19 protein-coding genes are annotated in these 18767 nt (G+C 60.8%); 17 read left to right on the top strand and 2 right to left on the bottom strand.

All coding sequences use genetic code 11. The features are described 5' to 3' along the window. From BFP99_RS06750 to BFP99_RS06735, 4 genes are all read left to right on the top strand, one after another. The coding region (locus BFP99_RS06750) for a substrate-binding domain-containing protein (RefSeq protein WP_065924821.1) at positions 1-876 on the top strand (876 nt) is incomplete at its 5' end. After that, positions 873-2372 (top strand): L-arabinose ABC transporter ATP-binding protein AraG, encoded by a 1500-nt coding sequence (araG, locus tag BFP99_RS06745; protein WP_065946917.1) that lies wholly within the window; start codon positions 873-875, stop codon positions 2370-2372. The genes BFP99_RS06750 and araG, both read left to right, overlap by 4 nt. A 19-nt stretch (positions 2373-2391) precedes the next feature. Then, positions 2392-3357 (top strand): L-arabinose ABC transporter permease AraH, encoded by a 966-nt coding sequence (araH, locus tag BFP99_RS06740; protein ID WP_065924819.1) that lies wholly within the window; start codon positions 2392-2394, stop codon positions 3355-3357. A gap of 77 nt (positions 3358-3434) precedes the next feature. Continuing rightward, a complete protein-coding gene (locus BFP99_RS06735; RefSeq protein ID WP_027603627.1) occupies positions 3435-4238 on the top strand; it encodes an IclR family transcriptional regulator in 804 nt (267 codons plus the stop codon). A gap of 182 nt (positions 4239-4420) precedes the next feature. Here the strand turns inward: BFP99_RS06735 and BFP99_RS06730 are convergent, their stop codons facing one another. Then, on the bottom strand, positions 4421-5473 hold the full coding sequence (locus BFP99_RS06730) for an NAD(P)-dependent alcohol dehydrogenase (protein ID WP_065924818.1): 1053 nt from the start codon (positions 5471-5473) through the stop codon (positions 4421-4423). 222 nt (positions 5474-5695) lie between these two features. Between BFP99_RS06730 and BFP99_RS06725 the strand changes: the two genes are divergently transcribed. Next, the gene (locus BFP99_RS06725; RefSeq protein ID WP_027603629.1) at positions 5696-6589 is read left to right on the top strand and encodes an AraC family transcriptional regulator; all 894 of its coding nucleotides are present in this window, start codon (positions 5696-5698) and stop codon (positions 6587-6589) included. Between the two features lie 80 nt (positions 6590-6669). Here BFP99_RS06725 and BFP99_RS06720 read toward each other — a convergent pair whose 3' ends face one another. Beyond that, positions 6670-8334: an electron transfer flavoprotein-ubiquinone oxidoreductase gene (locus BFP99_RS06720; RefSeq protein ID WP_027603630.1), complete on the bottom strand. Its 1665-nt coding sequence runs from the start codon at positions 8332-8334 to the stop codon at positions 6670-6672. A gap of 533 nt (positions 8335-8867) precedes the next feature. Between BFP99_RS06720 and BFP99_RS06715 the strand changes: the two genes are divergently transcribed. The 12 genes from BFP99_RS06715 (at position 8868) to BFP99_RS06660 (ending at position 18765) form a co-directional block, all read left to right on the top strand. Beyond that, positions 8868-9617, top strand: a complete 750-nt coding sequence (locus BFP99_RS06715) for an electron transfer flavoprotein subunit beta/FixA family protein (protein ID WP_065924817.1) — start codon at positions 8868-8870, stop codon at positions 9615-9617. A 2-nt stretch (positions 9618-9619) separates the two neighbouring features. Beyond that, positions 9620-10549 carry an electron transfer flavoprotein subunit alpha/FixB family protein gene (locus BFP99_RS06710; protein WP_065946916.1) on the top strand — a complete coding sequence of 310 codons (930 nt, stop codon included), beginning with the start codon at positions 9620-9622 and terminating at the stop codon, positions 10547-10549. 84 nt (positions 10550-10633) lie between these two features. Next, entirely contained in the window at positions 10634-11449 is an 816-nt protein-coding gene (locus BFP99_RS06705; protein ID WP_065946915.1) for a substrate-binding periplasmic protein, read from the top strand. A 9-nt stretch (positions 11450-11458) separates the two neighbouring features. Then, on the top strand, positions 11459-11821 hold the full coding sequence (locus BFP99_RS06700) for a DUF4398 domain-containing protein (RefSeq protein ID WP_027603634.1): 363 nt from the start codon (positions 11459-11461) through the stop codon (positions 11819-11821). Further along, positions 11818-12633 carry an OmpA family protein gene (locus tag BFP99_RS06695; protein ID WP_065946914.1) on the top strand — a complete coding sequence of 272 codons (816 nt, stop codon included), beginning with the start codon at positions 11818-11820 and terminating at the stop codon, positions 12631-12633. The genes BFP99_RS06700 and BFP99_RS06695 overlap by 4 nt, the downstream gene beginning before the upstream one ends. 272 nt (positions 12634-12905) lie before the next feature. Then, a complete protein-coding gene (locus BFP99_RS06690) occupies positions 12906-14345 on the top strand; it encodes an aminotransferase-like domain-containing protein (protein WP_017527404.1) in 1440 nt (479 codons plus the stop codon). Positions 14346-14449: 104 nt separating this feature from the next. Continuing rightward, entirely contained in the window at positions 14450-14941 is a 492-nt protein-coding gene (locus BFP99_RS06685) for a translation initiation factor 2 (protein ID WP_065946913.1), read from the top strand. Between the two features lie 162 nt (positions 14942-15103). Then, on the top strand, positions 15104-15358 hold the full coding sequence (locus BFP99_RS06680; protein ID WP_065940713.1) for a YkgJ family cysteine cluster protein: 255 nt from the start codon (positions 15104-15106) through the stop codon (positions 15356-15358). A 41-nt stretch (positions 15359-15399) separates the two neighbouring features. Continuing rightward, the gene (locus tag BFP99_RS06675) at positions 15400-16005 is read left to right on the top strand and encodes an START domain-containing protein (protein WP_027603637.1); all 606 of its coding nucleotides are present in this window, start codon (positions 15400-15402) and stop codon (positions 16003-16005) included. Between the two features lie 103 nt (positions 16006-16108). Beyond that, positions 16109-16345, top strand: coding sequence for a hypothetical protein (locus tag BFP99_RS06670; protein ID WP_027603638.1), 237 nt, complete (start codon positions 16109-16111; stop codon positions 16343-16345). Positions 16346-16558: 213 nt separating this feature from the next. Further along, complete coding sequence (locus BFP99_RS06665; RefSeq protein WP_015885395.1) at positions 16559-16900, top strand: ribonuclease E inhibitor RraB; 342 nt, start codon at positions 16559-16561, stop codon at positions 16898-16900. Between the two features lie 455 nt (positions 16901-17355). Beyond that, positions 17356-18765 (top strand): circularly permuted type 2 ATP-grasp protein, encoded by a 1410-nt coding sequence (locus BFP99_RS06660; protein WP_027603639.1) that lies wholly within the window; start codon positions 17356-17358, stop codon positions 18763-18765. Positions 18766-18767 lie beyond the last annotated feature (2 nt).

Below are 18767 nucleotides of genomic sequence, written 5' to 3'. Positions count from 1 at the left end.
CCGTGGTTCCAGACCGAATGGGCCTTTGCCGAAAAAGCCGGCAAGGAACATGGCTTTACCGTGATCAAGATCGCCGTGCCCGATGGCGAGAAAACCCTCTCGGCCATCGACAGCCTGGCCGCCAACGGCGCCAAGGGCTTTGTGATCTGCCCGCCGGATGTGTCCCTGGGCCCGGCCATCGTCGCCAAGGCCAAGGCCAACGGCCTGAAAGTGATTGCCGTGGATGATCGCTTTGTCGACGCCAAGGGCAACTTCATGGAAGACGTGCCGTACCTGGGCATGGCCGCGTTTGAAGTGGGCCAGAAACAAGGCGCGGCCATGGCCGCCGAAGCGAAAAAACGCGGTTGGGACTGGAAGGACACCTACGCGGTGATCAACACCTTCAATGAACTCGACACCGGCAAAAAACGCACCGATGGCTCGATCAAATCCCTGGAAGAAGCCGGCATTCCCAAGGACCATATCCTCACCGCCGCGCTGAAAACCCTCGACGTCCCCGGCAGCATGGACGCCACCAACTCGGCCCTGGTCAAGCTGCCCAGCGGCGCGAAAAACCTGATCATCGGCGGCATGAACGACAACACCGTGCTCGGCGGCGTGCGCGCCACTGAAAGCGCCGGTTTCGCCGCCGCCAATGTGATCGGCATCGGCATCAATGGCACCGACGCCATCGGCGAATTGAAGAAGGCCAACAGCGGCTTCTTCGGCTCCATGCTGCCAAGCCCGCACATCGAAGGCTACAACACCGCGCTGATGATGTACGAGTGGGTCACCAAGGGCACCGAACCGCCGAAGTACACGGCCATGGATGAAGTGACCCTGATCACCCGCGCCAACTTCCAGGAAGAACTGACCAAGATCGGGCTGTGGAAATGACGGCGGCGGCCCTGCGTTTCGACGCTATCGGCAAAACCTTTCCCGGGGTCAAGGCGCTGGACGGCATCAGCTTCACCGCCCACCCGGGGCAGGTGCACGCCCTGATGGGCGAGAACGGTGCGGGCAAGTCGACGCTGCTGAAGATCCTCGGCGGCGCCTATATTCCCAGCAGCGGCACGGTGCAGATCGGCGCGCAGACCATGGCGTTCAAATGCGCCGCCGACAGCATCGCCAGCGGCGTGGCGGTGATCCACCAGGAGCTGCACCTGGTGCCGGAAATGACCGTCGCCGAAAACCTGTTCCTCGGGCATTTGCCCTCGCGCTTCGGCGTGGTCAACCGGGGCCTGTTGCGCAAGCAGGCCCTGGCTTGCCTCAAGGGCCTGGCGGATGAAATCGACCCCGAGGAAAAACTCGGGCGCCTGTCCCTGGGCCAGCGCCAACTGGTGGAAATTGCCAAGGCGCTGTCCCGTGGCGCCCATGTGATTGCCTTCGACGAACCGACCAGCAGCCTGTCGGCGCGGGAGATCGACCGCTTGATGGCGATCATTACGCGCCTGCGGGACGAGGGCAAAGTGGTGCTCTACGTGTCGCACCGCATGGAAGAGGTGTTCCGCATCTGCAACGCGGTCACGGTGTTCAAGGACGGCCGTTACGTGCGCACCTTCGACGACATGAGCGCGTTGACCCACGACCAGTTGGTGACCTGCATGGTCGGCCGCGACATCCAGGACATCTACGACTACCGCCCGCGCGAGCACGGTGAGGTGGCGCTCAAGGTCGACGGTTTGCTGGGTCCGGGTTTGCGTGAGCCGGTCAGTTTTGAGGTGCGCAAGGGCGAGATTCTCGGTCTGTTCGGCCTGGTGGGGGCAGGGCGCACGGAGTTGTTCCGTTTGCTCAGCGGCTTGGAACGCGCCAGCGCCGGCAGCCTTGAGTTATGCGGGGAGGCCCTGCAACTGCGCTCACCCCGCGACGCCATCGCCGCCGGTGTGCTGCTGTGCCCGGAAGATCGCAAGAAGGAAGGCATCATTCCGCTGTCCAGCGTCGCCGAGAACATCAATATCAGCGCCCGTGGAGCCCACTCTTCGTTCGGCTGGTTGCTGCGCGATGGCTGGGAGAAGGGCAATGCCGACCAGCAGATCAAGGCGATGAAAGTCAAAACGCCTAACTCTGAACAGAAAATCATGTACCTGTCCGGCGGCAACCAGCAGAAAGCCATTCTTGGCCGCTGGCTGTCGATGCCGATGAAGGTGCTGCTGCTCGACGAACCGACTCGCGGCATCGACATCGGCGCCAAGTCGGAGATCTACCAGATCATTCATAACCTGGCCGCCAGCGGTATTGCGGTGATTGTGGTGTCCAGCGACCTCATGGAAGTGATGGGCATCTCCGATCGCATCCTGGTGATGAGCGAAGGCGCGCTGACCGGCGAACTGAGCCGCGATCAAGCGGATGAAGCACGCCTGCTGCAACTGGCACTCCCGCGTTCGCGGGCTTGAAGAATAAGAGGGTGTAGGCATGTCTCAGGTAAAAACTGCAAAGGGCTTCTGGCCGGGCTTCAACCAGCGCAAGTTTCTCGATGACTGGGTGATGCTGTTGGCGGCATTGGGCATCTTTGTGCTCAGCGCGCTGTTTATCGACAACTTCCTCTCGCCGCTGAACATGCGCGGCCTGGGCCTGGCGATTTCCACCGTGGGCATCGCCGCCTGCACCATGCTGTTCTGCCTGGCGTCGGGGCACTTCGACCTGTCGGTGGGCTCGGTGATTGCCTGCGCCGGTGTGGTGGCGGGGATCGTGATTCGCGACACCGACAGCGTGGCGCTCGGTGTATCCGCTGCATTAGCCATGGGTTTGGTGGTAGGGCTGATCAACGGCATTGTCATCGCCAAGCTGCGTATCAATGCGTTGATCGCGACGTTGGCGACCATGCAGATCGTGCGCGGCCTGGCCTACATCTTCTCCAACGGCAAGGCGGTGGGGGTGATGAACGAGGATTTCTTTGTGTTCGGCAACGGCCAACTGTTGGGCGTGCCGGTGCCGATCATCATCACCGTGCTGTGCTTTGTGTTTTTTGGCTGGCTGTTGAACTACACCACCTATGGGCGCAACACCATGGCGATCGGGGGGAACCAGGAAGCCGCGTTGCTCGCGGGGGTGAACGTTGATCGCACCAAGATCATCATCTTTGCCGTGCACGGCCTGATCGGCGCGCTGGCCGGGGTGATCCTCGCCTCGCGCATGACCTCGGGCCAGCCGATGATCGGCCAGGGGTTCGAGCTGACGGTGATTTCCGCCTGCGTGCTGGGTGGGGTGTCGTTGAGCGGCGGCATCGGCATGATCCGCCATGTGATTGCCGGGGTGCTGATCCTGGCGATCATCGAGAACGCGATGAACCTGAAGAATATCGACACCTTCTACCAGTACGTGATTCGTGGCTCGATCCTGTTGCTGGCGGTCATCATCGACCGCATGAAGCAGCGCTAGATCGAACACCTCCCACCTTTGGATCTGAGGGGCGGTATTTGCCATAATGCCCCCGCTTTCATACCTATAGGCCCGATATGCAGGAAAACGCCCACACCCCCGTCAAAGACGCAGCCCCCACCGGCACCCAGACCCTGCTGCGTGGCCTGGGCGTCGTGCAGGCGGTGGCGGCCGGTGCGCGGGATCTGAAAGAGATCGCCAGGCGCATCGGCACCACCCGCAGCACCACCCACCGCCTGGCCAGTTGCCTGGTGGAAGAGCGTTACCTGCGCGTGGTGCCGCAAGTCGGCTACCTGTTGGGGCCGAAGTTGATCGAGCTGGGATTTCAGGCCCGCGAAGAGCTGCCGCTGGTGACCCTGGCGGTGCCGTACCTGGATGAGCTGTCGGCATTGACCGGCGACACCATCCACCTGGCCATTCGCGAATACGACGACGTGCTCTACCTGCACAAGAACCCTGGCCGCAACGGTCCGGAAATGCGCTCGCGGGTCGGCCATCGCATGCCGTTGGCGCGCACGGGCGTGGGCAAGGCGATGCTGCTGGATGACTCGGTGCAAGAGTGGCAGCGTTTGTACGAGACCAGCCTGCCGGCGGGTGGGAAAAACCTGCAATGGCCGCAGCATCCAGAACAATCCTGGGCGCAGTTCGAGCAGCGCATGCGTGAGTATGTGGTGGGCGGGTATGCGTTCGACCTGGAAGACAACGAACCGTCGATCCGGTGCGTGGCGGCACCGGTGCGCGATGCCAGCCGGCGAATCGTCGCCGGCATCAGCATCGCCAGTACCGTGCCCTACATGCCGCTGGAGAAAATGGCCGAGCTGATCCCTGTGATCAAGCAGGTCGCAGCACGGCTGTCAGCGGAGTTGGGTGCGAAGGCCTGACCAGCCCCGTAGCGTGAAGGCCCTCCCACCCATAGTATGAAGGCCCCCCGTAGCAGCTGCCGAGCGCAAGCGAGGCTGCGTCAGCGGTGTATCTGACACACCGCAACGCAGCCTCGCTTGCGCTCGGCAGCTGCTACGGGTTTACGCGGTGTTGGTATCTACTGGGAGTGGGGTGAGGGCACTCAGGCCTTCAAGGTCGCCATGTCGATGACAAAGCGGTACTTCACATCACCGGCGATCATGCGGGTGTAGGCCTCGTTGATCTGGCGGATGTCGAGCATTTCGATGTCGCAGGTGATGCCATGCTCGGCGCAGAAATCCAGGACTTCCTGGGTTTCGGCAATGCCACCGATCAGCGAACCTGCCAGCACTTTACGTCCCAATACCAGTTTGGCGGCGTTGACCGGTGGGTCCACGGGCTCGATCAGGCCAACCAGGATGTGCACGCCATCAAAGCGTAATACGTCGAGGTAGGGGTTCAGGTCGTGCTGCACCGGGATGGTGTCGAGCAGGAAGTCGAAGCTGCCGGCGGCGGCTTGCATCTGTTCGGCATCGGTGGACACGATCACATGGTCGGCACCCTGGCGGCGGCCTTCTTCAGCCTTGCTCGCCGAGCGGGTGAACAGTGTCACTTCCGCGCCCATGGCCTTGGCGAACTTGATGCCCATGTGGCCCAGGCCACCCATGCCGAGAATCCCGACCTTGTCGCCAGCCTTGACGCCGTAGTGCTTGAGCGGCGAATAGGTGGTGATGCCTGCGCACAGGATCGGCGCGGCGCTGGCCAGGTCGAGCTTGGCCGGGATCTTCACCACGAAGTGCTCGCTGACCACGATGCTGTCGGAGTAACCGCCCATGGTGTTGCTGCCATCGACGCGGTCCGGGGTGGCGTAGGTCATGGTCGGGCCTTCGAGGCAATATTGCTCGAGGTCCGATTTGCACGCTTCGCAGTGGCGACACGAATCGACCATGCAGCCGACACCGACGAGGTCGCCGACTTTATGCGCGGTCACGCGGGCGCCGACGGCGGTTACCTTGCCGACGATCTCGTGGCCCGGCATCAGCGGGTACACGGCGATGCCCCATTCGTTGCGCGCCTGGTGGATGTCGGAGTGGCACACGCCGCAGTAGAGAATCTCGATGGCCACGTCATCGGCGCGCGGGCTGCGGCGTTCAAACGACATGGGGGCGAGGGGAGTGGTGGCCGACTGGGCGGCGTAACCGATGGCGGTATACATGGCGAAAACCTCGCAAAAGCAGGGACAGATGAGGCGGGCCATTTTCCGCGTCACCCCCTGATGCGGCCATGGCGATTGCTCCGAGTCTCATGCCTAAAGCTCCGGAGGAGCCGCTAAAAGCAGCAAGCTGCAAGTCGCAAGCTATAAACTGCGTGCTCTCTTGCAGCTTGAGGCTTGAAGCTTGCTGATGCTCAGATCTGAAAACTCCCGAGAACTGCTTTTATGCTATTGACCCGCCATGTTGATGCCAACGCCACGCTGGTTGCCCTGATCGAGGGGCTGACGTCCCGCGACGGTTTCTCCCCGACCCATCTGCCGGGTGTGCAAGTACTGCGCGCCAGTTGCGACGTAGCGCGCGGCCCGCAGATCTACGAGCCGAGCCTGATGTTCGTGGCCCAAGGCAGCAAGGTCGCCTACCTGGGCCCGCGTACGCTGGAGTATGGCGCCGGGCACTACTTGATCCAGGCGATGCCGGTGCCGTTCGAGTGCGAGACTTTCGCCATGGCGCCCGGTGCGCCGCTGCTGGGGGTGACCGTGGGCATTGACCGCGTGGTGCTGGGTGAGTTGGTGATGGCCATGGGCATGCAGGCCGGTCCGCCGCCGACCGCGCAAACCCTGGAGTCGATGAGTTCGGTGGTCCTGGATGACGCCATGCGCGGCTGCGTCGAGCGGCTGCTGCAGTGCCTGCACGATCCACTGGAAAGCCGGATCATGGGCCCGGCGCGGGTGCGGGAATTATTGTTCACCGCCTTGCGTGGCCCCCAGGCCGATGTGCTGCGCGCCTTGGTGGAACAGCAAGGGCAGTTTTCGCGGATCGCCACGTCGTTGAATCACCTGCATGCCCATTACGCCGAGCCGCTGAATATCGAGACGTTGGCGGGGTACGCGCATATGAGTGCGTCGACGTTTCACGAGCATTTCAAACGCTGCACGCTGTTGTCGCCGGTGCAGTACTTGAAGCGTTTGCGCTTGCTCAAGGCTCAGCAGTTGCTGCTGGTGGAGGGCATGGGCGTGGCGCAGGCGGCGCACAGCGTGGGGTACCAGAGTACGTCGCAGTTCAGTCGCGAGTACAAGCGCTACTTCGAGCGTAACCCTGGCGAAGAGCGGGCTGCCTAGTCATTTCAGGCAAGCCCCCTCCCACAGTTGACCGAGTTTGACTGCATAAAAAAGGCTCCCATTCGGGAGCCTCGCTTGGCTTACATATTCGGGTAAGTCGGCCCACCCGCACCTTCCGGTGTGACCCACGTGATGTTCTGCGAAGGGTCCTTGATGTCACAGGTCTTGCAGTGCACGCAGTTCTGGGCGTTGATCTGGAAGCGCTTCTCGCCGTCTTCCTGGGTGATCACTTCATACACGCCGGCCGGGCAGTAACGCTGCGCCGGTTCATCGTAGAGCGGCAGGTTGGTGCCGATCGGGATGCTTGGGTCTTTCAACTTCAAGTGGCACGGCTGCTCTTCTTCGTGGTTGGTACCGGAGATGAACACCGAGCTCAACTTGTCGAAGCTCAACTTGCCGTCGGGTTTCGGGTAGTCGATCTTCTTGCTGTCCTTGGCCAGCTTCAGGCAGGCGTAGTCCGGCTTGGTATCGTGCAGGGTGAACGGCATCTTGCCGCCGAGGATGTTCTGGTCGAACCAGTTGAAGCCGGCGCCGATGATCGGGCCGAACTTGTGCATCGCCGGGCCGAAGTTGCGGCTGGCGAACAGTTCTTCGTAGAGCCAGCTTGCCTTGAAGCTGTCGACATAGTTGGTCAGCTCATCGCCGCCTTCGGATTCGGCCAGCAGGCGTTCGGCCACGGCATCGGCAGCGAGCATGCCGGACTTCATCGCAGTGTGGCTGCCTTTGATCTTGGCCACGTTCATGGTGCCCAGGTCGCAGCCGATGAGCGCGCCGCCCTTGAACACCATCTTCGGCAACGAGTTGATACCGCCCTTGGCCAGGGCGCGTGCGCCGTAGCTGATGCGCTTGCCGCCTTCCAGGTACTGGGCCAGCACCGGGTGGTGCTTGAGGCGCTGGAACTCGTCGAACGGCGACAGGAAGGTGTTGCTGTAGGACAGGTCGACGATCAGGCCGACGACCACCTGGTTGTTTTCCAGGTGATAGAGGAACGAGCCACCGGTGTTCTCGTTGCTCATGATGTCCAGCGGCCAACCGGCGGTGTGAACCACCAGGCCTGGCTGATGCTTGGCCGGGTCGATTTCCCAGATTTCCTTGAGGCCGATGCCGTAGTGCTGGGCGTCGGCGTCGCTGTCCAGGTTGAAGCGCTGGATCAACTGCTTGCCGATATGCCCACGGCAGCCTTCGGCGAACAACGTGTACTTGCCACGCAGTTCCATGCCCGGGGTGTAGACGCCTTCTTTTGGCTGGCCTTCACGGTCGACGCCGAGGTCGCCGGTGATGATCCCGCGCACCACGCCGTTTTCATCGAACAGCGCTTCCTGGGCGGCGAAGCCTGGGTAGACTTCCACACCCAGGTTCTCGGCCTGCTGGGCCAGCCAGCGGCACAGGTTGCCCAGGGAGATGATGTAGTTGCCTTCGTTGTGCATGGTCTTGGGCACAAAGAAGTCTGGCACCTTGGTGGAGGTGTCGGCGCTGCGCAGCACATAGATGTCATCGCGCACCACGGGGGTGTTGAGCGGGGCGCCGAGTTCCTTCCAGTCCGGGAACAGTTCGTTCAGGGCACGGGGCTCGAACACGGCACCGGAGAGGATGTGTGCGCCCACTTCGGAGCCTTTCTCGACCACGCAGACGCTGATTTCCTTACCGGCTTCGGCGGCCTTCTGCTTCAGTCGGCAGGCGGCAGACAGGCCCGCCGGGCCAGCGCCGACGATGACCACGTCGAATTCCATGTATTCGCGTTCCACAGGCTATCTCCTACTCAAGGCTCAACAGGCTTTTTTTCTAATGGGTGGAGGTTCGGTGTCGTGTCCGTCATCGCCGTGCGCAACGGCAGGGGATGACCCACCTGTCTCTCTAGGTGGCGCATTATATATAGACCACTGTCAGCGTCCAATACAAACGTTTGTTTGAATTGCCCGCAGGCTAGGTAAATCAAAGCAACGCGGCTTATGACTGGCCATTCTGCCGTATTGACCAGAATAGGCGTTCCGGTCAATATACGGTCGGTTTTGCACAGACCGTAGGCAGACTGTAGGTTTCAAGAGCACGTCCAAAAGCACGGCAAAGGCAAAACAGGTGACGCGCGTTTAATTGATGGCGCGCAGTTTACACGCCGCGATAAAGAATGACCTCCCAGTCACCACTGACGAACGGTCATCACTTCCCGTGAGCAAGGTCATTCGCCGCCGTTTTTGGAGGTGCCCTTGTGTGCCGATGAGCATCAACCGCCAGGTTCGCCTAGGCGACTTTCTTTTCACCGGAGAGTAACGAGGAATCCATGAAGGTTCTTGTAGCTGTCAAACGCGTTGTCGATTACAACGTGAAAGTTCGCGTCAAGGCGGACAATTCCGGCGTCGACCTTGCTAACGTCAAGATGTCGATGAACCCTTTCTGTGAAATCGCCGTGGAAGAAGCCGTACGCCTGAAAGAGAAAGGCGTGGCGACTGAAATCGTTGTGGTTTCCATCGGCCCGACCACTGCTCAAGAGCAGTTGCGTACCGCCCTGGCACTGGGTGCCGACCGCGCTATCCTGGTCGAGTCCGCTGAAGAGCTGACCTCCCTGGCCGTGGCCAAGTTGCTCAAGGCCGTTGTCGACAAGGAACAGCCTCAGCTGGTGATCCTCGGCAAACAGGCGATCGACAGCGACAACAACCAGACTGGCCAGATGCTGGCTGCACTGACCGGTTACGGCCAGGGCACCTTCGCTTCGAAAGTCGAAGTGAGCGGCGACAACGTTGCCGTGACCCGCGAAATCGACGGCGGCGCGCAGACGGTTTCCCTGAAACTGCCGGCCATCGTCACCACCGACCTGCGTTTGAACGAGCCGCGCTACGCGTCCCTGCCAAACATCATGAAAGCCAAGAAGAAGCCTCTCGAAGTGCTGACTCCGGATGCTTTGGGCGTTTCCACCGCCTCCACCAACAAGACCGTCAAAGTTGAAGCGCCGGCTGCACGCAGCGCGGGCATCAAGGTCAAGTCGGTGGCTGAACTGGTCGAGAAACTGAAAAACGAAGCGAAGGTAATCTAATCATGACTATCTTGGTAATCGCAGAACACGACAATAAGGTGCTGGCCCCGGCCACCCTGAACACTGTTGCTGCTGCCGCTAAAATCGGTGGCGACATCCACGTACTGGTCGCCGGTCAAGGCGCTGGCGCCGTGGCTGAGGCTGCAGCCAAAGTGGCTGGCGTAAGCAAAGTACTGCTGGCCGACAACGCCGCTTACGCTCACCAACTGCCGGAAAACGTCGCCCCCCTGGTAGCAGAGCTGGGCGCTGGCTACAGCCACATCCTGGCTGCCGCCACTTCCAACGGCAAAAACATCCTGCCGCGCGTTGCCGCGCAGCTGGATGTTGACCAGATCTCCGAGATCATCTCGGTAGAAAGCGCCGACACCTTCAAGCGCCCGATCTATGCCGGTAACGCGATTGCCACCGTGCAATCGACCGCTGCCGTCAAAGTCATCACCGTGCGTGCCACCGGTTTCGACCCGGTTGCCGCTGAAGGTGGTTCGGCTGCCGTTGAGGCCGTTGTTGCTGCCCACGATGCTGGCACGTCCAGCTTTGTTGGCGAAGAGCTGGCCAAGTCGGATCGTCCTGAACTGACCGCTGCCAAGATCGTCGTTTCCGGCGGCCGTGGCATGCAGAACGGTGACAACTTCAAGCACCTGTACGCCCTGGCCGACAAGCTCGGCGCTGCGGTCGGCGCCTCCCGCGCGGCCGTCGACGCAGGCTTCGTACCCAACGACATGCAGGTCGGCCAGACCGGCAAGATCGTTGCGCCACAGCTGTACATCGCTGTCGGTATCTCCGGCGCGATCCAGCACTTGGCCGGTATGAAGGACTCCAAAGTGATCGTCGCGATCAACAAGGACGAAGAAGCACCGATCTTCCAGGTGGCCGATTACGGCCTGGTGGCGGACTTGTTCGAAGCCGTACCCGAGTTGGAGAAGCTGGTCTAATCCAGCCGCTTCACTTATAAAGAGCCCGGTCTAGTGACCGGGCTTTTTTTGGCCCGGGCTTTTTTGAACGCCGGAGAAACCGCCATGGAACTGCGCCCCTGGGCCGTACTGCTGGGACTTACGCTGCTGCCGAGCCTGGCCCAGGCAGCCGGCAAATGTGATCGCCTGGTGATCACCGGCAGCCCGGATGCACCGCCGCTGCTGTGGCGCGACCCCCAAGACCCGACGCACCTGATCGGCGCCACCGCCGATGTCTTGCAACAGGTAGCCAAGGAGCTTGGGTTGAAAATCGACCTGCTCTACGGCGGCAAGCGTTCCCTGGCCCTGGACGAAGTGCGCAGCGGGCGCATGGACATCCTCGCCGATGCACCGCTGAACCTTGGCGAGCTGGAAACCCTCGACTACATCCACCCCGCGCTGGTACAGCTCGATTATCTGGTCTGGACCCGCAAGGATTCGGCGCTGGCCTACTCCACGGCGGCGGACCTGCATGGCCACAAGGGTGCAGTGTCGGAACGTGCGCGCTTGAGCCGCGACTTTGAAACCTTCGCCGGCCAGCAACTGACCCTGCAACGCCTGCCCACGTTGACCCCGGCCTTCCAGAAACTGCTGCTGGGGGAAGTGGACTACGTGCTGGCCGGGCGTTACTCCGGCATGGCCATGGCCCAGACGTTAGGGATGAGCAATGACCTGGTGGCCCGCGACGTGCCCGTCGATCAGCCCGGCCTGTACCTGGCGATTTCCCACAACTCGGCCTGCAATGATCCGTGGCTGCGCGGACAGCTGGCCAAAAAGATGACAGAATTGCCCGGGTCTGGTGTGACGGAAGCCGCGCTGCAGCGCAGTCTGGAGCGTTGGAAAGCGCAATTGCAACAACCCGTCGGCACCCCAACAAAGTAGGGATTTTCAGTGACTCTTCGACCTTTTTTCGCGGCCCTCGCCGTTGTCGCTCTGGCGGGATGTGCAGCCGATCCTGCGCCGAATGAACAAATTCGCCTCACCCAGCAAGCCCTGGAACAAGCCAACGCCGTGGGCGCCAGCGCCGATGAATCACCCGAACTGAAACTGGCCGAAGACAAATTCGCCCAGGCCAAGGCCGACATGGCCGAGCAATCCTACAAGGACGCGCGCATGCAGGCCGAACAGGCCGAGCTGGATGCGCGCCTGGCCGAAGCCCAGGTGCTGACCCGCAAGAGCCAGGAACAACTGAACGTGCTCAATACCCGCATCACGCGCCTGCGCAAGCAATTGCAGCTGGGAGAAGCCCAATGAACCCGATGATCCGTGGTCTGGGCTGTGCCGTGCTGCTGGGCAGTGCGGCACTGGGCGGTTGTGCCAGCCACCCCAGTGGCGAACAGGCCTTGCAACAGGCGGGCAGCGACTTCCAGAAGGTCAAGGAAGACGCCAACGTGCTGCGTATCGCACCCAAGGACGTGATCCGCGCCGGTGAATCCCTGGCGCGGGCCGACCGCTTGTCCAGCTACTGGGGCAGCGGTGCCGACGTGGTGCATTACGCCTACCTGAGCCAGCGCTACAGTGCCATCGCCCGCGAACACACCGAGCAGACACTTAACGAAGAGCGTGCCGCCAAGCTCGAACTGGAACGCCAGCGCCTGCAATTGGCCCTGCGTGAAAGCAAGCTGATCAGCGTGCAGCAGCAGGGTAAATGGCTCGAAGAACAGATCGCCAGCCTGACCACCACTCAGACCGATCGTGGCCTGGTGATGACCCTGGGCGACGTGCTGTTCGATACCGGTGAAGCGGAGTTGAAAAACTCGGCGAACCGCACCGTATTGAAAATCGTGCAGTTCCTGCAACTGAACCCCAAGCGTGTGGTGCGCATCGAGGGGTACGCTGACAATACGGGTGGTCAGCAGGAAAACGTCAAACTGTCCCGTGATCGCGCGCAATCGGTGGCCGATGTGCTGGTGGACTTGGGAATCGACGAGAAACGCATCCAGGTTGAGGGCTACGGCGACCAGTACCCAGTGGAAGCCAACGCCTCCGAACGTGGCCGCGCGCAGAACCGTCGCGTAGAAATAGTGTTCTCCGACGAGAAAGGCCAACTGGGCGCCGCTCGCTGAAGCCTTGCGCAAATCAAAAGTGTGGGAGGGGGCATGCCCCCGATAGCGGTGGATCAGTCACTATTTTCGGCGACTGACACTCCGTCATCGGGATGCAAGCCCCCTCCCACATTGTTCTGTATACATCTGAGTATTCTCTCTACTCACCTTACAGTTTTTACTGTCACTCCCGCGCGCGCTCGACTATTGTGGCAACTGTCCCCGTACACTTCTAAACTGTGCTGGTATGTTTCACACAAAAATAAAATACCCGTGAAATCGAGTGCTGCGTCATGACCAATCTGTTGCTTTACCAACGTATCGCCCAGCAACTGGCTGAGGACATCCGTCGCGGTGTCTATCAACCTGGCGAGCGCGTGCCCTCGGTGCGCAAGATGAGCTCCCAGCTCAATGTCAGCCACGCTACGGTATTGCAGGCCTACGCCAACCTGGAAGACCAGGGGCTGATCCGGGCACGGCCGCAGTCCGGTTACTACGTGCACCAGACGCCGGCGCTCACCGCTCCGACGCCGGACATCGCGCGGGTCGAGCGCCCGGGGTTGGTCACCCGCAGCAGCATTATCCAGCAGGTATTGGGCGAGTCGCGCCGCGAAGGTGTATTTCCCCTGGGCGCCGCCGTGCCGAGCGTCGACTATCTGCCGGTACGGGCGCTGCACCAGCAATTGGCCAAGGTCACGCGCTTCCAGAGCCCACGCGCCTTCAGCTACATGTTCAGCCCCGGTTTCGAGCCGTTGCGCCGCCAGGTGGCGATTCGCATGCGTGACGCCGGCGTGGTGGTGGACCCCTCCGAAGTGGTGATCACCCACGGCTGTGTTGACGCCTTGCAGATGTCGCTGCGGGTGCTGACACGTCCCGGCGACTTGATCGCGGCTGAATCGCCGACCTATTACGGCTTGCTGCAACTGGCCGACCTGTTGGGCCTGAAGGTCATCGAGATCCCCAGCGACCCGTCCACCGGCATGAGCCTGGAAGCCCTGCAACTGGCCGCCAACCAATGGTCGATCAAGGCCCTGGTGTTGACCACGCGCCTGAGCAACCCCTTGGGCGGCACCATGCCCGAGGAACGGCAGAAACAGTTGCTGCGCCTGGCCTCGGATTTTGATATCCAGATTGTCGAAGACGATATTTACGGCGAACTGATGTTCGAACTCGGCCGCACCAAGGCTCTCAAGGCCTATGACCGCCTGGACCGGGTCATCTATTGCTCGAGCTTTTCCAAGACCTTGTCGCCGGGTGTGCGCATCGGCTGGATGATCGCCGGCAAGTACCAGCAGGAAATCCAGCGCCTGCAAATGTTCAGCACCCACTCGGCCTGCAGCGTCACCCAGATGGGCGTGGCAGCGTATCTGGAGAACGGCGGGTACGACCGGCACCTGCGTTACATCCGCCAGGAATACCGCAAGAATCTCAGCGCCTTCCAACTGGCGGTGCAGCAGTATTTCCCGGAAGGCACCCAGATGACTCGTCCGACGGGCGGCTTTATTTTGTGGGTCAGTTTGCCTGGGCGGGTCAATACCCAGGAACTGCACGTGCGCGCCCTGCAACAGGGCATCAGCATTGCGCCGGGCTTGATCTTCAGCAATACCGAGCAGTTCAACCACTGCATTCGCCTTAACTGCGGCACACCTTGGAACCGCGAAGCAGAGCGTGCGCTGATGACCCTGGGGATGCTGGCCAGCCAGCTATGCCAGGAAACCGCAGCCGGCTTTTGAGGCGCCGAAAAGGCGCAGCGCCGATAGCTGGCTGATCACCGCTCTTGTCATGCCGCGCACAACAAGCGAGCATATGGCCCTCTGCCGTTAATGCTGTAGGCAATATGACCTCGATTGTTCGCGCTGCTTTGGTGATTGGCCTGTTAAGCCTGTGTAACGTCGGCACAGCGCTGGCGGCGGCACCCGTGGCTGAAAACAAGCCCGCTGCCAATACCCAGCAGGATGCCCCGGCAAAAAAACCTTCCACCGCCAAGCAAGCCCCCGTCGCGAAGAAGCCAACCGCCACGGCGAAAAAACGTGCGTCGACGGCGAAAAAATCCAAGTCAGCCCAGGAAGTGGCACAGACCAAACTGCCACCGGCACAGTTGGATTTGTCCCTGCCTTCGGACATGGTCAGGCACCTGCAGCCCCTGGGTACCGTGCCCAAGCCCAAGAGCGTGCCGTTGTTGCCGCCGATGTTCGGTGAAAAGCCCACCGACAACAGTGCGTTCCAGATCAACGGCCGTTTGCTCAGCAATGAGATGAAGCTGCAACTGCGCAACGAAGAGCGCCGTGAAGTGGAAGGTGCCGCTTTGGAATTCGAGTTCAAGCAGTAAACTTTTTCCTACAAAGTGACGCAGGCCATCGACCATCTGTCGCAGACTGGTCGGTCACTTTTATTTTGTGCGAAATACCCCTGTTAACCCATTTTAAAACGGCTGTTTAAGGGCGTACCCTAGCCCGGCCGTCCCTATTGAGTCGTCGAGGACCTGCTGGTCATGAATTGCCGTGAAGGCTGTGGCGCCTGCTGCATCGCCCCCTCCATCAGTTCGCCCTTACCCGGTATGCCCAATGGCAAACCGGCGGGCGAACGCTGCCTGCACCTGTCGGTCGAACAGCTGTGCCAACTGTTCGGCCGACCGGAGCGCCCGGCGGTGTGCAGTGATTTCAAGGCGGATATCGATGTCTGCGGCACCGACCAGGCCGATGCGATCCGGTTGATCGGCTGGTGGGAGCAGATGACGGCGGCTTGAGGGGCTTTACTATCGGAACTTCAACAATAAGGAATACGACAATGGGTTCGCTGAAACGAATGGCTGTGCTGTGCGGTTTTACGCTGGTATTTGCTGCCACTGCCCAGGCTGAGGATTGGCAGGTTGCCAAGGATGAAGACGGTATCAAGGTGTCCCTGAGCGAAGTCGCCGGCTCCAAATACAAGGCGTATCGCGGTGTGACCGTGATCAAGGCGCCTGTCGCCAGGATCCAGGCCCTGCAGGAAGATGTGGCCGGTGCCTGCTCGTGGATTCATGAGTGCAAATCCCAGAAGCTGGTGGACAAGAAAGGCGATGAGGCCTGGACCTACACCCAGTTCAAGGCGCCTTTCCCGGTGACCGATCGTGATTCATACATCCATGTCACCACCACCAAGGACGCCGACGGCAGCGTAACCCGCAAGCTGCAGGGCGTGCCGACCTACAAGCCCGAAGAAAAAGGCTACGTGCGTGTCGCTCAGGTCGAGGGCTTCTGGAAACTGGTCCCTAAAGGCGCCAATGAGACCGAAGTCACCTACCAGGTACACACCGAGCCAGGCGGCAGCGTGCCGTCGTGGCTGGCCAACAAGTTCGTGGTGGAAGCGCCGTTCAACACCCTGAAAGCCTTGAAGGAACACGCTGAAAAATAACTGTGCTTGATCCGGTGCTTCCTGACTTGAGTGGAACGTTTGCCGAGCCCTCAAGGTCCAGATAGAGGTAAGCCCACACATGGGTTTTATCGAGGAGGCACCGATGCAAAAGTGGCAGATTACCTTCGTTGATGATCACGGCGTACAGTCCGTGGAGCAGTTCACCTGCGAGCACAAGCCCAGCCTCGAAGATGCGGCACACATGATCCGCAACAAGCTGGTGCCCGTGGCCGCCGAACTGGACCTCAACGACCTTGAGGGCCGCAAGCCCGAGCCAACGGTCAAGATCCTCAAAGACCAGAACAGTATTCAAATCCTCGACATCTCTCCCGCCGCCTGAACATTTCCTGTATGCCATTCAAGCACCTCTGGTGGAGGTGATAGCTTCGCGCTACTCTGCAAGTGAGATCAGCGAATGAATCGCTAAGGTCTGGTCTTGTCAGCTACATGCTTGTTTTCCCGTGGTGATGTTGTTGCCGTGGTACCCGCGCCGTCAGCGCGCGGGCTTTGGGAAGCACGGAAAGTCTATCCATCGGTTTGAGGAGGACGTTTCATGAGCACAGCCTATCAAGAAGACATCAGCACCAACGTTCTGCGCCGCATGAAAGAAGGCGGCTTCGACTTTTCACGGTTCCACCCCATTGAGTTCTACGCCATTTTCCCGGATGAGGAACGGGCGCGCAGGGCTGCGGGTGAATTTCGTGGCGAGTCCCTGAATGCCCAGGTCAGTGCGCGCGACGATGGCGCCTGGTACCTGGAACTGAGCAAGATCATGTTTGCAACCTACGATGGCATAGGAGACTTCGAGCAAGACTTTGAAGCGGTGGTCGAGCCGCTGGGCGGAATCATCGAAGGTTGGGGCGTCAAGCAGGAGGTGCGTGGGTTACCCATGTAGCGCCATTGTATGAGCAACACAGCGTATCGGCTGACCTTAGGGTCGGCCGATTTTGTATGTGCTGTGTGAAAATTTCCGGAACTACCGTTGCCCTTTCCCGCACAAAAAAAAAGCCACCCGAAAAGGGTGGCTGAAAGGGAAGACCGAAGGAGCCGGTCAGTACACGAGCCTCAAGGTACCGAGTGCGGGATGGGTAAGGCTGTAGGACGTGTCCTGTTCAGCTGATGGGGCCGATTATCCACACGCTTGCGCGGGCAGTGAAATCAACTCTGACTATGCTGTTGATAGCCAAAGCTTGCATTGCCATGAAGCGTGCAGCAGTGCAGTGGGGATTCTGTGCACCAGGACGGTGCGATCAGGTCTTTGATTATATTCAACCCACTGATTTTTAAGTGTTTATGCCGCTGGCACGGGCCTTGCGATGGTTCTCGCGTCCGGGTGACAAGGAGTACGGCATGATCCGCACTTATTACGACGAAATGTACGATGGGGCAGGGCAGGTTCGCCCTCACTACCGCGAGTTCGCCCGCTGGTTGGCCGACACCCCCGCTGAACTGCTGGCCCAGCGCCGGCGCGAAGCCGATTTGCTGTTTCACCGCGCCGGGATCACTTTCACCCTTTATGGGGACGAGCAGGGCACCGAGCGCCTGATTCCGTTCGACACCATCCCCCGCAGCATTCCCGCCAGCGAATGGCGGATGGTCGAGCGTGGCTGCATCCAGCGGGTCAAGGCGCTGAACATGTTTCTCGCCGACCTCTATCACGAACAACGCATCATCAAGGCCGGGATCATTCCCGCCGAACAGGTACTGGCCAACGAGCAATACCAGTTGGCAATGCAGGGGCTGAACCTGCACCGCGACCTGTATTCCCACATCTCCGGAGTCGACCTCGTACGCGACGGCGACGGCACCTACTACGTGCTGGAAGACAACCTGCGTACACCCAGCGGCGTGAGCTACATGCTCGAAGACCGCAAGATGATGATGCGCCTGTTCCCCGAGCTGTTCGCGGCCCAGCGCATCGCGCCGATCGATCATTACCCCAACCTGCTGCTCGATACCCTGAAAAGCGCCAGCCCCCTGGATAATCCCAGCGTCGTGGTGCTGACCCCGGGGCGCTTCAACAGCGCGTTTTTCGAGCATGCATTTTTAGCCCGGGAAATGGGTGTGGAGTTGGTGGAAGGCGCCGACCTGTTCGTGCGCGATGACCGTGTGTTCATGCGCACCACCGACGGCCCCAAAGCCGTGGACGTGATCTACCGTCGCCTCGACGACGCATTCCTCGACCCGCTGGCCTTCAACCCCGACTCCATGCTCGGCGTGCCCGGCCTGCTGGCGGCGTATCGCTCGGGCAATGTGGTGCTGGCCAATGCCATCGGCACCGGGGTGGCGGATGACAAGTCGGTGTACCCCTTCGTCACCGAGATGATCCGTTTTTACCTGGACGAAGAACCGATCCTGCAGAACGTTCCCACCTTCCAGTGCCGTAAGCCCGACGAATTGTCCCACGTGCTGGCCAACCTGCCGGACCTGGTGGTGAAGGAAACCCAGGGCTCCGGCGGCTACGGCATGCTGGTGGGCCCAGCGTCCACGGCCGCGGAAATCGAAGCCTTCCGCGCGCGTATCAAGGCCAAGCCCCACGCCTATATCGCACAGCCAACCCTGTGTTTATCCACCTGCCCGACCTTTGTCGAAAACGGCATTGCGCCGCGCCATATCGACCTGCGCCCGTTCGTGTTGTCCGGCAAGGAAACCCGTGTGGTACCCGGCGGTTTGACCCGTGTCGCGCTGCGTGAGGGGTCGCTGGTGGTCAATTCGTCCCAGGGCGGCGGCACCAAAGACACCTGGGTGGTCGAGGACTGATG

This window comes from Pseudomonas sp. 1 R 17 (assembly GCF_900067035.1).
GTDB lineage: Bacteria > Pseudomonadota > Gammaproteobacteria > Pseudomonadales > Pseudomonadaceae > Aquipseudomonas > Aquipseudomonas marginalis.
This window is presented reverse-complemented; position numbering and strand designations above follow the sequence as displayed.

Excerpts from the sequence above, each read along its gene's own strand:
- araG (WP_065946917.1), top strand. The coding sequence starts at position 873 with ATGACGGCGGCGGCCCTGCGTTTCGACGCTATCGGCAAAACCTTTCCC.
- araH (WP_065924819.1), top strand. The coding sequence starts at position 2,392 with ATGTCTCAGGTAAAAACTGCAAAGGGCTTCTGGCCGGGCTTCAACCAG.
- BFP99_RS06735 (WP_027603627.1), top strand. The coding sequence starts at position 3,435 with ATGCAGGAAAACGCCCACACCCCCGTCAAAGACGCAGCCCCCACCGGC.
- BFP99_RS06730 (WP_065924818.1), bottom strand. The coding sequence starts at position 5,473 with ATGTATACCGCCATCGGTTACGCCGCCCAGTCGGCCACCACTCCCCTC.
- BFP99_RS06725 (WP_027603629.1), top strand. The coding sequence starts at position 5,696 with ATGCTATTGACCCGCCATGTTGATGCCAACGCCACGCTGGTTGCCCTG.
- BFP99_RS06715 (WP_065924817.1), top strand. The coding sequence starts at position 8,868 with ATGAAGGTTCTTGTAGCTGTCAAACGCGTTGTCGATTACAACGTGAAA.
- BFP99_RS06710 (WP_065946916.1), top strand. The coding sequence starts at position 9,620 with ATGACTATCTTGGTAATCGCAGAACACGACAATAAGGTGCTGGCCCCG.
- BFP99_RS06705 (WP_065946915.1), top strand. The coding sequence starts at position 10,634 with ATGGAACTGCGCCCCTGGGCCGTACTGCTGGGACTTACGCTGCTGCCG.
- BFP99_RS06695 (WP_065946914.1), top strand. The coding sequence starts at position 11,818 with ATGAACCCGATGATCCGTGGTCTGGGCTGTGCCGTGCTGCTGGGCAGT.
- BFP99_RS06690 (WP_017527404.1), top strand. The coding sequence starts at position 12,906 with ATGACCAATCTGTTGCTTTACCAACGTATCGCCCAGCAACTGGCTGAG.
- BFP99_RS06685 (WP_065946913.1), top strand. The coding sequence starts at position 14,450 with ATGACCTCGATTGTTCGCGCTGCTTTGGTGATTGGCCTGTTAAGCCTG.
- BFP99_RS06680 (WP_065940713.1), top strand. The coding sequence starts at position 15,104 with ATGAATTGCCGTGAAGGCTGTGGCGCCTGCTGCATCGCCCCCTCCATC.
- BFP99_RS06675 (WP_027603637.1), top strand. The coding sequence starts at position 15,400 with ATGGGTTCGCTGAAACGAATGGCTGTGCTGTGCGGTTTTACGCTGGTA.
- BFP99_RS06670 (WP_027603638.1), top strand. The coding sequence starts at position 16,109 with ATGCAAAAGTGGCAGATTACCTTCGTTGATGATCACGGCGTACAGTCC.
- BFP99_RS06665 (WP_015885395.1), top strand. The coding sequence starts at position 16,559 with ATGAGCACAGCCTATCAAGAAGACATCAGCACCAACGTTCTGCGCCGC.
- BFP99_RS06660 (WP_027603639.1), top strand. The coding sequence starts at position 17,356 with ATGATCCGCACTTATTACGACGAAATGTACGATGGGGCAGGGCAGGTT.